12 protein-coding genes are annotated in these 13984 nt (G+C 43.2%); 7 read left to right on the forward strand and 5 right to left on the reverse strand.

The window, feature by feature from the left end; all coding sequences use genetic code 11:
* Positions 1-17 precede the first annotated feature (17 nt).
* From ftsA to ACO59Y_RS06115, 4 genes are all read left to right on the forward strand, one after another.
* Positions 18-1295 (forward strand): cell division protein FtsA, encoded by a 1278-nt coding sequence (gene ftsA, locus ACO59Y_RS06100; protein ID WP_486131559.1) that lies wholly within the window; start codon positions 18-20, stop codon positions 1293-1295.
* A gap of 84 nt (positions 1296-1379) precedes the next feature.
* Positions 1380-2684 carry a cell division protein FtsZ gene (gene ftsZ / locus ACO59Y_RS06105; RefSeq protein WP_373603976.1) on the forward strand — a complete coding sequence of 435 codons (1305 nt, stop codon included), beginning with the start codon at positions 1380-1382 and terminating at the stop codon, positions 2682-2684.
* A 35-nt stretch (positions 2685-2719) separates the two neighbouring features.
* Positions 2720-3637, forward strand: coding sequence for a UDP-3-O-acyl-N-acetylglucosamine deacetylase (gene lpxC / locus ACO59Y_RS06110; protein ID WP_486131562.1), 918 nt, complete (start codon positions 2720-2722; stop codon positions 3635-3637).
* Positions 3638-3804: 167 nt separating this feature from the next.
* Positions 3805-4962, forward strand: a complete 1158-nt coding sequence (locus tag ACO59Y_RS06115; protein WP_486131564.1) for a chorismate mutase — start codon at positions 3805-3807, stop codon at positions 4960-4962.
* A gap of 34 nt (positions 4963-4996) precedes the next feature.
* On the opposite strand, the gene ACO59Y_RS06120 is transcribed toward ACO59Y_RS06115, so the two are convergent.
* Positions 4997-5323, reverse strand: coding sequence for a zinc ribbon domain-containing protein YjdM (locus ACO59Y_RS06120; protein ID WP_486131566.1), 327 nt, complete (start codon positions 5321-5323; stop codon positions 4997-4999).
* 102 nt (positions 5324-5425) lie between these two features.
* Between ACO59Y_RS06120 and ACO59Y_RS06125 the strand changes: the two genes are divergently transcribed.
* Positions 5426-5983: a YtfJ family protein gene (locus ACO59Y_RS06125; RefSeq protein WP_486131568.1), complete on the forward strand. Its 558-nt coding sequence runs from the start codon at positions 5426-5428 to the stop codon at positions 5981-5983.
* A 53-nt stretch (positions 5984-6036) separates the two neighbouring features.
* Here ACO59Y_RS06125 and mrcB read toward each other — a convergent pair whose 3' ends face one another.
* Genes mrcB through erpA form a run of 3 tightly spaced genes read right to left on the reverse strand, consistent with a single transcriptional unit; the run spans position 6037 to position 9112 of the window.
* On the reverse strand, positions 6037-8406 hold the full coding sequence (mrcB, locus tag ACO59Y_RS06130) for a penicillin-binding protein 1B (protein ID WP_486131570.1): 2370 nt from the start codon (positions 8404-8406) through the stop codon (positions 6037-6039).
* A 6-nt stretch (positions 8407-8412) separates the two neighbouring features.
* Complete coding sequence (locus tag ACO59Y_RS06135) at positions 8413-8766, reverse strand: YacL family protein (RefSeq protein WP_373603982.1); 354 nt, start codon at positions 8764-8766, stop codon at positions 8413-8415.
* Position 8767: 1 nt separating this feature from the next.
* Positions 8768-9112: an iron-sulfur cluster insertion protein ErpA gene (gene erpA / locus ACO59Y_RS06140; RefSeq protein WP_373603983.1), complete on the reverse strand. Its 345-nt coding sequence runs from the start codon at positions 9110-9112 to the stop codon at positions 8768-8770.
* Between the two features lie 323 nt (positions 9113-9435).
* On the opposite strand from erpA, the gene map reads away from it, so the two are divergent.
* Together map and glnD are read left to right on the forward strand one after the other, a co-directional pair.
* Complete coding sequence (map, locus tag ACO59Y_RS06145; RefSeq protein WP_486131572.1) at positions 9436-10242, forward strand: type I methionyl aminopeptidase; 807 nt, start codon at positions 9436-9438, stop codon at positions 10240-10242.
* Positions 10243-10286: 44 nt separating this feature from the next.
* Positions 10287-12875 carry a bifunctional uridylyltransferase/uridylyl-removing protein GlnD gene (gene glnD / locus ACO59Y_RS06150; protein ID WP_486131574.1) on the forward strand — a complete coding sequence of 863 codons (2589 nt, stop codon included), beginning with the start codon at positions 10287-10289 and terminating at the stop codon, positions 12873-12875.
* Positions 12876-12948: 73 nt separating this feature from the next.
* On the opposite strand, the gene ACO59Y_RS06155 is transcribed toward glnD, so the two are convergent.
* Entirely contained in the window at positions 12949-13770 is an 822-nt protein-coding gene (locus ACO59Y_RS06155; RefSeq protein ID WP_486131576.1) for a DUF5718 family protein, read from the reverse strand.
* Between the last annotated feature and the right edge of the window lie 214 nt (positions 13771-13984).

Consider the following 13984-nt stretch of genomic DNA (forward strand, 5'->3'; position numbering starts at 1 on the left):
TATTAGGTGTGATAAAAATGGCAAAAGTAGTTGAAACGAAGGCGATTGTTGGACTTGAAGTAGGAACATCTAAAGTCGTGGCCGTCGTTGGCGAAGTTTTACCTGACGGCGTGGTAAATGTACTCGGTGTGGGAAGTTGCCCCTCAAAGGGGATTGATCGTGGCAGTATTACTGACTTGGATGCGGTGGTAAATTCCATTCAGCGCGCGATTGAATCCGCCGAATCCATGGCAGATTGCCAAATCATGAGTGTAACCTTAGCCATTACCGGCGAACATATCCAAAGCCTAAATGAAAGTGGTTTCGTTCCGATCGGTGAAAGCGAGGTGACTCAAGATGAAATTGACTCTGCATTGCACAATGCCAGTACGATCAAATTGCCGGAAGGCGTTTCTCTATTACATGTGATTCCGCAAGAATATGCAGTGGATCGCCAGCTAAATATTAAAAATCCGCTTGGTTTACAAGGTGTTCGTTTAAATGCTCATGTTCATTTAATCACTTGTCATCAAGACTGGCAAAATAATTTGAAGAAAGCTGTTGAACGTTGCGGTTTGCAAGTGGATAAAGTGGTCTTCTCCGGTTTTGCAGCGACTCATTCGGTGTTGACCGAAGATGAAAAGGATCTTGGTGTCTGCTTGATAGATTTTGGTGCTGGCACTATGAATATGATGGTGTTTACCAATGGAGCGTTACGTTTTAGTAAAGTTATTCCTTATGCGGGTAATATCGTAACGAATGATATTGCGCATGCATGCACGATTTCTCGTACTGAGGCCGAAAGGGTAAAAGTCAATTATGCGAGTGCGGTTTATCCGGCGCGTTTGAATGGTGATAAGAAAATTGAAGTTGCTAGTATCGGAGGCCGTGCACCACGTACTTTAACAAAAAGTGATTTATCTTTGATTACTTCTGCCCGTTATACGGAACTTCTTGGTGTTGTAAAGGACGAACTAAGTAAATTAAAAGCAGATTTAGAAAGCAAGAATATCAAATTTGAGCTTATTGCCGGTGTCGTTATTACCGGAGGAGGCGCGCAAATTGAAGATTTAAGGGAATGCGCGATGGATGTATTCGGTTGTCAAGTTAGAACAGGTAGTCCGTTAAATATTACGGGGTTAACGGATTATGTAAATCGTCCGCAATATTCAACGGTGGTTGGTTTATTACAATATAGTCACAGTAATAGCGATGATGAACTGATCGGTGGAGATAGTTATTCGGGAGGTAGTATTCTGGGATCTATTTGGTCTGGGATTAAAAAAATTGCCAATAAAGTACGGTCCGAATTTTGATTATTTTCGATTTTCATCTACAATACGCCCAATTTGGCTTTTATTAATGTGCTAGCAAAGAATTAGCAGAATGGAGAACAATAAATGTTATACCCAGATTACGGTGATTTTGAAGAGCAATCAGGTGCGCTGATTAAGGTTGTCGGTGTTGGTGGTGGCGGTGGTAATGCCGTTAATCACATGGTTGCTAACATGGCTAAACAAAATGTGGGTGGAACCTTCCTTAGTGAGACGGCGCTTGATAGCGAAGAACATGGAAAAATTATTTTTTATGCGGTGAATACGGATGCTCAGGCATTGCGTAAAAGCCAAGTTCAACAAACCGTACAAATCGGTGGCGCTACAACAAAAGGTCTTGGTGCAGGGGCAAATCCTAATGTAGGCCGTAAAGCAGCAGAGGACGATCAAGAGGAAATCCGTAAAATGCTTGAGGGCGCTGATATGGTTTTTATCGCTGCCGGTATGGGCGGTGGCACTGGGACAGGCGCTGCACCAGTAGTTGCAAAAGTAGCAAAAGAATTGGGCATCTTAACTGTTGCTGTTGTAACAAAACCATTCGCTTTTGAGGGTAAAAAGCGTATGCAATTTGCTGAATTAGGTATCAAAGACCTTTCACAATATGTTGATTCTATGATCATTATTCCTAATCAGCAAATTCAAAAAGTTCTTCCAAAGAATGCAACATTAATTGACGCATTCGCTGCTGCAAATGATGTATTACGTAATTCTGTAATGGGTATTTCCGATATGATTACCTCTCCGGGTATGATCAACGTAGACTTTGCAGATGTAAGAACGGTTATGTCTGAAATGGGTCAAGCAATGATCGGCTTTGGTTCTGCACACGGTAGCCCAGGCGAAGGGCGCGCGGAAGAAGCAGCAAGAATTGCAGTGCGTAACGATTTATTAGAGAAAGTAGATTTAACCAACGCAAAAGGTATTTTAATTAACATTACTGGTGGTTTTGATATCGCATTCGATGAATTTAATGTTGTAGGCGATACAATTCATAGCTTCGCATCTGAAGATGCGACCATTGTAGTGGGAACAACTTTAGTGCCTGAAATGAGTGATGAAATCCGTGTGACAATTGTTGCAACAGGGTTGGGTGAAATTACTCCAAATGAAGTAATCCAAGTACAAAAACCTGTTCAACAACTATCGCCGCTGCATCATCCCGAAGAAAATCAACAGGCAATCCAGTTAAGAACACAAGAACAACAAATCACCTCTTTTAGACAACCAGAGCCAATACGTTCAACTTATAATTCGGAGCACGTTCAGCAACCAAAAGAAGGATATCGTAGCGAGTTGGAAAGACCAATTACCGATCGTTTATCTTCTTTTAAACGATTTGATCCCAATGTAGTGGAGCAAAGTGATAAATAGCAAATGAACTGTTATTTTGCAGTAGGGCAAAAATTATGATTAAGCAAAGAACATTAAAGCAAAGCGTTAAAGTGACAGGAGTAGGTTTACATAGCGGAAAAAAGGTAAGTTTAACGCTACGCCCAGCTATGCCAAATACCGGCATAATCTACTGTCGTACGGATTTAAATCCTCCTGTAACCTTTCCTGCAAATGCAGATTCGGTACGTGACACAATGCTTTGTACTGCATTAGTAAATGAGCAAGGTGTTCGCGTTTCAACCGTAGAACACTTGAACGCCGCATTAGCTGGTCTTGGTATTGATAACATTATTATTGAAGTTGATGCACCGGAAATTCCCATTATGGACGGTAGTGCAAGTCCGTTCATTTATTTGTTATTAGATGCGGGAATTAAAGAGCAAAACGCGCCGAAGAAATTTATTCGTATTAAGCAATATGTACGCGTGGAAGACGGTGATAAGTGGGCAGAATTTAAACCTTACGATGGTTTTCGTTTGGACTTTACTATAGATTTTGAGCATCCTGCGATTGGCAAAAACGTACGTAATTATGTAATGGATTTTTCTGCGCAAACATTTGTTCATCAAATCGCTCGGGCAAGAACTTTTGGTTTTATGAAAGATATTGAATATCTTCAATCTCAAGGTTTAGCATTAGGCGGTAGTTTAGACAACGCCATCGTATTAGACGATTATCGTATCTTAAATGAAGATGGTTTACGTTTTAGAGATGAACTCGTTCGCCATAAGATGCTAGATGCCATAGGCGACTTATATATGTGTGGTTACAATATCATCGGTGCTTTTAAAGCGTATAAATCAGGTCATGGTTTAAATAACAAATTACTTCGAGCTGTACTTGCAAATCAAGAGGCGTGGGAATTTGTCACTTTTGAAGATAAAGAAAAAGTACCACAGGGTTATTTGGCGCCCGCTCAAATTTTAATCTAATAATTTTTTAGTTGAAAAAGCTATATTTCTACAAGAAGTATAGCTTTTTTATTGTGTTAATTGCTCCTAAAACGTCACTCAATTTTGGCAAAACTCGCAAAAAGCAACTGTGCTTGATGCCTCAAAATATGTCCGAAAGACGCAGTAATCTTCAAATAAGGATAAATATGGCTTTAGAACTATCCGAAATTCGTCAGCAAATTACGCAAATTGACCGTAGTTTGTTGAAGTTGCTTTCTGAGCGCCATCGCTTGGCTTTTGATGTGGTAAGAAGTAAAGAAGTGACCCAAAAAGCTTTGCGTGATGTGGAACGTGAACAGCAACTTTTGCAAGAATTGGTACAATTTGCTGAAAATGAAAATTATCAACTTGAACCGCAATATATTACTTCTATTTTCCAAAAAATTATTGAAGATTCGGTTTTGACCCAACAAGTTTATTTACAGCAAAAACTTAATGAACAACGTGAGGAAAATCTGCATATTGCATTCTTGGGCAAACGCGGTTCTTATTCAAACTTAGCTGCGCGTAATTATGCCGCTCGCTATCAAAAACAGTTTATAGAGCTCGGTTGCGAGTCTTTTGAGCAAGTATTTGAGAAAGTGCAGAATGGTGAGGCCGATTTTGGTATTTTACCGTTGGAAAATACCACGTCGGGGGCGATTAACGAGGTGTACGATCTGCTGCAACATACGGATTTATCGCTTGTAGGCGAACTGGCCTATCCAATCAAACACTGTGTATTAGTGAATAGTAATACGGATTTAAGCCAAATTGACACGCTTTATAGTCATCCGCAAGTGATTCAGCAATGCAGTCAATTCATTCACCTTCTTAAACGCGTTCATATTGAATATTGTGAAAGCAGCTCTCATGCGATGCAGTTGGTCGCCCGTTTAAACAAGTCAAATATTGCTGCATTAGGTAATGAAGACGGGGGCAAGCTATATGGTTTGAACGTGTTGAAAAACAACATCGCCAACCAAGCAAATAACATCACTCGCTTTATTGTTGTAGCTAAGCAGCCGCGCGAAGTGTCGCCACAGATTCACACGAAAACCTTGCTGTTGATGACGACTTCACAACAAGTCGGTTCTTTAGTGGATGCACTTTTAGTATTTAAAAAGCACAATATTAATATGACTAAGCTTGAATCCCGCCCGATTTACGGAAAGCCTTGGGAGGAGATGTTTTATTTGGAAATCGAAGCGAATATTCATCATCCTGACACTCTTCAAGCTTTGGATGAATTAAAAGCTTGCAGTAACTACTTGAAAATTTTAGGTTGTTATCCAAGTGAGATTGTAAAACCGGTGAATGTCTAAAAAAACGCGGTCAGCTAATTTTGACCGCGTAAAGTTAAGCTTTTTTCAAAAACTCGGATTTCAGCATGATTTTTCCGCAGTCCACATTGTGATCGCCGTTGACTAAACGGATGTTTTTGAATTTAGTGCCTTTTTTCAACACTTCGGACGAGCCTTTCAATTTTAGATCTTTAATTAAAAGCACATCATCGCCGTCGGCAAGCAAGTTACCGTTGCTGTCTTTGACGATGAGTTGCTCGTCGTCGACTTCCGCCGCTTCATTGCTGTTCCACTCATTACCGCAATCAGGGCAAACGAAATTAACCGAATCGTGATAAACATATTCACCTCGGCATTTGGGGCAGGCTGGCATTTGATCCATGGGGTTTTCCTTCTTAAGTAAAATATAACGGGGCGCGAGTATAGCAAAAAATGGCTTGCTCGCCAAAAATGCAATGTTTGGGAAAAGTATTTGAGGAAAATTATGAAAATACAATTTTTAGTAACGATTTTGGGGGCAGCGATGATAAACGGTACGGTGTCCGCGCATAATTTACAGTCGGAGCAAGTCGTACCGCCAGTGAAAGTGGCTGAGTTCGGTGAGATTGTGATCATCGAAAATAGCACCGCATTGAAGCCTTGGTATTCCTCGAGTTTGCCGGGTAAAGTGCGTGTAGTTCACCATTTAGCCGGCAGAACCGCGGCAAAAGAGAAAAATCAACCGATGATTGATGCGATCAAGGCAGCACATTTTGATCAGGCTAAATATCAAACGACAACAATCATTAATGCCGATGATGCCATTGTCGGCACCGGTATGTTCGTAAAGCGCAGCGCCGAAAAAGGTAAAATTGAAAATCCTCACAGCCAAGTTATTTTGGACGATAAAGGTGCGGTCAAAAATGCTTGGAGTTTACAGGAAAAAGACAGTTTGATTATCGTGTTGGATAAACAGGGCAAAGTGAAGTTTGCGAAGGAGGGCGCGTTATCGCAAAGTGAAATTCAAACGGTACTTGCTTTGCTGAGGGATTTAATGCGTTGATTAAAAAAGCGGAAGATGGATTTCCGCTTTTTTTACATGCGTTTTCCTCTGAATTATTGAGGCGAAGCTTCTTCCACAGGTGCATTATCAAGAACATCCCATACGCTCCCTTGTGGCGTTTCGGCTGATTGATCCGAAGCGCTGCTTTCTGTCGGCTGGCTTGTCGTCGCAAAAGATGAAGAACAGAAGTTTTGTCCATTGTTAACCCACACCGGAATCACGCGATTGCTGGCGCAATCCCAGCCACCATGTGGAGTGATTCCTATCCATTTGATATCCGAAGGTTTGTCTAAGGTGAGTTTTTCAATGTAAACGCGATTGAGATAATCTTTATAGATTTGTAATGCGCCGGATGCGCCGGTAAGTTTGGTTTCGCCGTTGTCATCGCGACCGAGCCAAATAGTGCTAACGTTTTTGCCGTCAATGCCGACAAACCAAGTATCGCGCGCATCGTTCGTGGTGCCCGTTTTCCCCGCTAGACGAAGATCAGCGTAATCGTTTTGCAAACTGCGCGCCGTACCGCGTTCGACGGTTTGTTGCATGGCGAACAGTGTTTGGAAGGCGGCTTCACGCGGCACAACTTGTTTGGCTTCTTTATCGTGTTGATAAATCAGATTGCCTTGGCGATCGACAATACTATCTATCGTGCTTAAATCAATTCTACCGCCCTGATTGGCAATGGTTTGATAGAGCTTGGTCACGTCATAGGGCGAAATGGAATAAGAGCCGAGCAACATGGCGGGGACTTTCGGAATTTCTACATTGTCCCACCCCATCGCTTTTTGCGTATCGATAACTTTACTCAAACCGGCTTTCATCCCAATATTGACCGTCGGAATATTCAGCGAGCGGGCGAGCGCATCCATTAACATCACCGAACCGCTGTATTTACGATCGTAGTTGCGCGGTTGCCACGGCGGACTACCTTTCACATTGATGGTAATCGGTTGGTTGTTAATCGGTGTGTTTAAGCGAAATTGATCCGGGTTGGACAGTGCGGTCAAATAAACGGAAGGTTTAACTAATGAGCCGATTTGGCGTTTCGCCATTAATGCGCGGTTAAAACCGGCATATTGGGTTTGCAGACCACCGACCACCGAACGAATTTCGCCCGTGCGGTAATCTGCCACGATCATCGCACCTTCCAAATATGGGTTTTTAGTTTGTATTTGCAGCTTAGAAACAGTATTCACCACGGCATTTTCCGATTGCGCTTGCTGTTCTAAATCCATCGTACTGAAAATGCGCGCTCCGAGCAGACCGGACATTTTATTTTCACCCAGTTGACGGCGTAAATCCGCTTGTAACGTCTGCATAAAGGCGGGGTATTTGCGCGAAATTTGCCCTTTTATTTGTACGCCGAGCGGGCGTTTGCTCAGCAATTCATATAATTCGTCGCTGATTATTTGGTGATCAAGCATCAGTTTTAACACTAGATTGCGGCGTTCGAGGGCGTTTTGCGGATTGCGCCACGGATTATAAAGGGAAGGCCCCTTCACCATGCCGACCAAAAGGGCGATTTGATCGAGGCTGATTTCGCGAACGGAACGGCCAAAATAAAATTGGCTAGCCAGCTCAAAACCATGGATTTGCGTATCGCCATTTTGCCCGAGATAAATTTCGTTGAGATAAGTTTCCAGAATACGGTTTTTATCGTAACGCCAATCTAACAGTAATGCCATTAAGGCTTCGTTGGCTTTACGGGTGATGGTGCGCTCGCCGGATAAAAATAGGTTTTTCACTAATTGCTGGGTGAGTGTACTGCCGCCTTGTACTGTTTGGCCAGCGCGAATGTTGGCGAGCATTGCGCGCACGATACCGACCGGATTGATGCCGTAATGGTCGTAAAAACGACGATCTTCCGTTAAAAGCAAGGTGTCAATTAACAAGCGCGGGTAATTTTGCAAAGGAATAGCCAAGCGATCTTCGTTATCCGATTGCAACATCGCAATTAATTTGGGGGCAAGGCGGAATTCATCTACTGTTTTCACTGCCACCAAGTCTTCAATGCGGTGCAGTTTATTCGCGCTAAAACGCAAACGCAACACGCGTTGCGGTTCCGGTTTGTCCGGGAAAGGGAAGGCACGGCGCAACACCACGATGGTGTCGTCTTCAAGTTTGAAATCGCCCGGTGCGGCAACCATCGTCGTTTGACGATATTCGTTGTCAAGCAAAATTTGAATTACTTCGTCGAAGGCAAGATTGTCCGAGATTTTTATGCTTTCAATGCGACTGTAAACTTCCGCCGGTAAGCGCCAAATTTGGCCGTCCATTTTGGCGCGGATTCGCCAATCCAAATAAGCGCCGTAAAACATGGCAAGCACAGTGAAGGTAAAAGCCGCTTTGAGCAAGAACACTTTACACGCGTGGCGTTTTGATGGTTTCGACTCGGAGGTTTGTTCTTGATGGTTATTTTCAGTCATTTAGAATTAGGCGATAAAGTCAACGTAGGCTTCGAGGAAGTGAATAAAATCTTGTGTGCCACAAAAAGCGATGCTTTCTTCATCGTAATAGTGAAAGTCGTCTTCCAATATTTCATCCGAATCGAGCGCAAGATTATTGGCGCGCACCATCACTTCATAGACGTTTAAAAATAACGTGTATTCCGCACCGATTAAGGCCTCTTCTTGATTTTCAGTCAGATGTCGCGCAGTCGAAAGTGCGTTTAAAATCGCGGCCGGATTTGACCGCACTTCGGTATTAAACCAGTTGGCGAGGGCAATATGTTCCATAGAACATTTGGCGGAAACAGTGCCTTGATAAGCAGTAAATTGGAAATCCATATTAAATGCTAAAAGAAGAACCGCAACCGCAAGTGCTGCTGGCATTTGGATTGATGACGATAAAACGCGACCCTTCCAAACCTTCGGTGTAATCTACGGTGCCGCCGATGAGATATTGCAAGCTCATCGGGTCAATGACCAATTGCACGCCGGATTTTTCAACAGTTAAGTCGCCTTCGTTGACTTTCTCATCAAAAGTGAAACCGTATTGGAAACCGCTGCAGCCGCCGCCGGTTATGTACACGCGCAATTTGAGGTTATGATTTTCTTCTTCGCTAATTAAGCTTTTTACTTTATTGGCCGCTGCGTCGGTGAATGTTAAGGGAACGGCAATGTGATCTGTCATATTTTTCTCACTTTCCTAAATTTCCTAAAATTGAACCGGCGTATTATCCAATAACCGACTAATCCGTTCAAGTGCATTCAAGATTTTCCGCGGAAATCGTCGGCGCGATGCGGCTTATCGGTGGACACTCGAAATAGCACCGCATTGAAACCGCTTGCCGCCTAAACACTGGGTTCAATGCGGTGCTATTTGGGGCATGCGACGGATGCTCGAACAGTTTGACAAGCCGGTTAAGTCAACGCTTTCGGTTTTGCCTGTTTACTACATAATGCCGGAAATCGTGCTATAATCCGCCGCAATTTGAATTATCCGGAGGGAATAAAATGACGATTCCGTTAAGAACCGAAGATGAATTAGTGAAATTGCGCGAAGCCTGTAAATTGGCGTCCAACGTATTGGTGATGATTGAACCCTATGTCAAACCGGGAGTAACGACCGGCGAACTCGACCGCATTTGCCACGAATACATGGTGAACGAGCAAAAAGTGATTCCCGCCTGTTTGAATTATCACGGTTTCCCGAAAGCAACTTGTATTTCCATTAATGAAGTGGTGTGCCACGGCATTCCGAGCTCGGATAAAGTGCTGAAAAATGGCGATATCGTTAATATCGATGTGACCGTCATTAAAGACGGCTATTTCGGCGATAATTCCAAGATGTACATTGTCGGCGGAGAAACCAATATTCGTAGCAAAAAATTGGTGGACGCAGCGCAAGAAGCGCTTTATGTCGGTTTGCGTACAGTAAAACCCGGCATTCGTTTAAATGAAATCGGCAAGGCAGTACAAGAATATACGGAAAGTCAAGGTTTTAGCGTGGTGCGTGAATATTGTGGCCACGGTATCGGTACCGAATTTCATTGTGATCCGCAAGTGTTGCATTATTATGCCGACGACGGTGGCGTAATTTTAGAACCGGGCATGGTGTTTACCATCGAGCCAATGATCAACGCCGGAAAAAAAGAAGTGCGCGTAATGGGCGACGGTTGGACGGTAAAAACCAAAGATCGTAGCCACTCGGCGCAATTCGAACATCAAATTGTGGTGACGGAAAAAGGTTGCGAAGTGATGACGATTCGCGACGAGGAAATCGCCGAAGGCCGAATTCAACGCATAATGACGAATGCTTAATTATTTTAAAGCCCACTTGTTGGGCTTTTTTTATGAGGAATTTTATGCTTTTCTCTCCCGATTTTTCTGATTCTCTTAATTCTGCTGCGGTCAAAATTCAACGAGAAAATTTGAAACGGTTCGAGTTGGAAAATTTTTCCCGTTACGACATCTTTCAGTTGATCGAAAATCGCAGTGATTTTTATGACGCGCTGCTAAAACGGCTATGGCGTGAAATGGATTTGAGTGCGCAAAGCACTTTGACTCTTATTGCCGTAGGTGGTTACGGCCGACGGGAAATGTTTCCGTTATCGGATTTGGATTTTTTGATTTTAACGGAAACTCCACCAATGCCGGAAACGGAAGAAAAAATCGGCCGATTCGTGCAATTTTTATGGGATTGCGGTTTTGAGGTGGGGCATAGTGTCCGTACGCTTGCACAGTGTAAAGCGGAAGGCAAGCGAGATATTACGATCGCGACAAATTTGTTGGAAGCCCGATTTCTTAGCGGAAATCAAGCCTGCTTCAAAGCACTGCAGGAATCCGTCAGTGGTGCGGATTTTTGGTCGAAAGAGGAATTCTTCAACGCTAAAGTACAGGAGCGAATTGAGCGTTATCAACGCTATCACAATACCGCCTACAATTTGGAACCGGACATTAAATACAGTCCGGGCGGCTTGCGTGATTTGCATTTGTTGTATTGGATCGCTTTGCGTCACACCGGTGCACAAACCTTGCAAGCGATTTCTGAAAGCGGCTTTATTTATCCGCAGGAATATCAGCAATTGCGGGAAAGCCAGGCGTTTTTGTTTAAAGTGCGATTCGCCTTGCATTTGATTCTGAAACGTTACGACAACCGATTGCTGTTTGATCGTCAAATTAAAGTCAGCCAATTATTAGGTTTTCACGGTGAAGGTAACCAAGGCGTGGAAAACATGATGAAGCGTTTTTTTCAAGCGTTGAAGCGTATTTCGTTGATCAGCAACCTGTTGATTCAACATTATCGCGAACATTTTCTCTCACCGAATTACGATGTGTTTATTCATCAACTGGATGACGATTTTGAACTGTTAAATAACGCCTTATGTTTGCGTCATCACGATATTTTTATTCGGCATCCGGAACGCATTTTAGACTTATTTTTTTATCTGACACAATTTCAAACAGCGGTAATCCATTCTGAAACGTTGCGAAAATTACAACTGGCTCTGGAACAATTAACCCAAAAATTATGCGAAATTCCGGCGGCACGTGAGAAGTTTTTACATTTATTTAATCAACCGAACGCCATCGCACGAGCGTTCATGCCGATGCATCAATATGGCGTGCTGACCGCCTACCTCCCTCAATGGCAAGGCATCGAAGGCTTGATGCAGTTTGATTTGTTTCATATTTATACGGTGGATGAACATATTTTGCGGGTAATGTTGAAACTGGAAGGTTTTTTGTCGTCAGAAAGTGAAACGCAACATCCGATTTGCCATCGGATATTGACTCGGCTTTCCGATCGTACACTGCTTTATGTCGCCGCGTTATTTCATGATATCGCGAAAGGACGAAACGGCGATCATGCGCAGCTCGGCGCATTGGATGTGGCAGAATTTGCCCGTTTGCATGGTTTTGAACGCAGTGAAATTGATACCCTAAGTTGGTTGGTAGGTGCGCATTTGTTGATGTCGATAACCGCGCAGCGCCGCGATATTCATGATCCCGAAGTGGTGATGAAATTCGCTGAAGCGGTACAAAATCAGGTGCGTCTTGATTATTTAACCGTGCTTACCGTTGCGGATATCAGCGCCACCAATGCGGTGCTCTGGAACGGTTGGAAACGATCGTTGTTTTCTTCCTTATATGATTTCACCGCGCAGCAGTTCAACCAAGGAATGCTGGAATTGTTGGATTATTCGGAAAAAGCGCAAGAACATCGCCGTGCCGCATTGACGATTTTGCAAACGGAGTTACCGGCAATCTCTAAACAAGCCGTTACGCAATTATGGGCACGTTGTCCGGAAGAGTATTTCTTACGCAATACACCAAAACAAATTGCCGGTCATACCGCATTGCTAGCGGAGTTTGCGGGCGACTTATTGGTTAAAATTACGAATCGCTTTTGTCTTGGCGGTACCGAAGTGTTTATCTACACGCAAGATCAACCGCATTTGTTCAACAAGGTGGTTACGACCATCGGTGCGAAGAAATTCAGCATTCACGACGCGCAAATCCTAACAGCACAAGACGGTTATGTATTCGATAGTTTTATCATTACCGAACTAAACGGTGATTTAGTCAAATTTGCCCGCCGGCGTGAATTGGAATGTGCCTTGACGCAGGCGTTGCGAAACGAGAAGCATTCGACGATTTCGTTAGCGCCGAATCGGCAATTGCAACATTTCAGCGTGAAAACGGAGGTTCGCTTCTTGCACGAAAGCAAAACCGAACATACGGAAATGGAATTGGTCGCTTTAGATAAGCCTGGCTTGTTGGCGGAAGTGAGTCAAATTTTCAGCGAGCTTAATTTGAATTTGTTAAACGCAAAAATCACCACGGTGGGCGAGAAAGCCGAGGATTTCTTCATTTTAACCAATCAAACCGGAAAAGCCCTTTCTTCGCAAGAAAAGGAAAATTTGAGAAGCGTGATGGAAGCAAGGATTTAGCACAAAAGCGCTCGATTTGCCGTTCCGTAGTTTGTCATTAAGTGAACCTACGGAACAGCACCGCATTGAAAGGTCAGATGACGTGTTGAAGCAAGGCAGAAATGTCATCGGGAAATTGTTCTACCCGCACCATTTCTTCAATTTGTTCGGGTTGATATTTTTCGCCATCATAAACTACGACGATGCTGATATCGCCCGGTTGTAGAAAATGCGTTTCGCCGAACGGCGTATAACGTGTTGCACCAATACTGATAATTGTTTGTTCAGGAAAACCGGCCGCCTCGATTAATGGAGCGATATGATTCATCGGGCCTTCATCCGGTTGATTATTCATGCGATTCACAATCCAATCTAACAATTGTTGGTGGAAATAGCTGTAATCTTTCGCCCAACTATCCACGCCATAAGCATTTGTTTCGCCATTGCGTTTGTGGAAGCTTGCTATGCGGTAGTGATCAATTTCACTTCCTTCTTTAAAAGAAGATAAAGGCAAAAGATTTGCTGAAATACCTTTAGTTTCCCGCCCCCAGTTTTTCTTTTCTGCAATTTTTTTCGCATTCGGACGACGAATGGAACAATCATTATAAGCTGCAAAATGATGGGGAATCAGCGCGGTTACTTTTCCATTTTTATATTGAATATCACAAATCAGCGCAATTTCCGGCTCAATTTGAAGATTGTCGGCACCTTGAGGAAAACGAATGTGCTGGTGGCTTAAAGGATAAGCTGAAAGAAAACCGGCTTTTTCACTTGGTACATAGAAGGGAAAAATTGCTTTAGGTTGGATTGCACTTTCGGTTTTCACTGCCACGAAATCCGCAGCTTCGCCCGCTTGTTCTAGATGGCCGGCGAAATTCCCGGCTACACCGAAACCAATCATTTTTTCGAAATTCATTTATTTTCCTCATATATAGTTATTGAAACTGAATTAGGGGGACTAATTTACGCTGATTTTTGCTCAAAAACAAACCTAAAAAACAAACCAAGTTGAGTGAGATTTATACAAATAATAAAAAAATTAAATTTTTTTGTAAAAAGTGCTTGCGCGAGGTTCGAAAATTCCTATAATACGCGGCACACAACGACGCATGGTTGTGAAATAGTCAAAT

Source organism: Rodentibacter sp., assembly GCF_057314195.1.

What these genes read in the sequence shown, in the direction of transcription:
- ftsA (WP_486131559.1), top strand. Translation starts at nt 18, where the DNA reads ATGGCAAAAGTAGTTGAAACGAAGGCGATTGTTGGACTTGAAGTAGGA.
- ftsZ (WP_373603976.1), top strand. Translation starts at nt 1,380, where the DNA reads ATGTTATACCCAGATTACGGTGATTTTGAAGAGCAATCAGGTGCGCTG.
- lpxC (WP_486131562.1), top strand. Translation starts at nt 2,720, where the DNA reads ATGATTAAGCAAAGAACATTAAAGCAAAGCGTTAAAGTGACAGGAGTA.
- ACO59Y_RS06115 (WP_486131564.1), top strand. Translation starts at nt 3,805, where the DNA reads ATGGCTTTAGAACTATCCGAAATTCGTCAGCAAATTACGCAAATTGAC.
- ACO59Y_RS06120 (WP_486131566.1), bottom strand. Translation starts at nt 5,323, where the DNA reads ATGGATCAAATGCCAGCCTGCCCCAAATGCCGAGGTGAATATGTTTAT.
- ACO59Y_RS06125 (WP_486131568.1), top strand. Translation starts at nt 5,426, where the DNA reads ATGAAAATACAATTTTTAGTAACGATTTTGGGGGCAGCGATGATAAAC.
- mrcB (WP_486131570.1), bottom strand. Translation starts at nt 8,406, where the DNA reads ATGACTGAAAATAACCATCAAGAACAAACCTCCGAGTCGAAACCATCA.
- ACO59Y_RS06135 (WP_373603982.1), bottom strand. Translation starts at nt 8,766, where the DNA reads ATGGATTTCCAATTTACTGCTTATCAAGGCACTGTTTCCGCCAAATGT.
- erpA (WP_373603983.1), bottom strand. Translation starts at nt 9,112, where the DNA reads ATGACAGATCACATTGCCGTTCCCTTAACATTCACCGACGCAGCGGCC.
- map (WP_486131572.1), top strand. Translation starts at nt 9,436, where the DNA reads ATGACGATTCCGTTAAGAACCGAAGATGAATTAGTGAAATTGCGCGAA.
- glnD (WP_486131574.1), top strand. Translation starts at nt 10,287, where the DNA reads ATGCTTTTCTCTCCCGATTTTTCTGATTCTCTTAATTCTGCTGCGGTC.
- ACO59Y_RS06155 (WP_486131576.1), bottom strand. Translation starts at nt 13,770, where the DNA reads ATGAATTTCGAAAAAATGATTGGTTTCGGTGTAGCCGGGAATTTCGCC.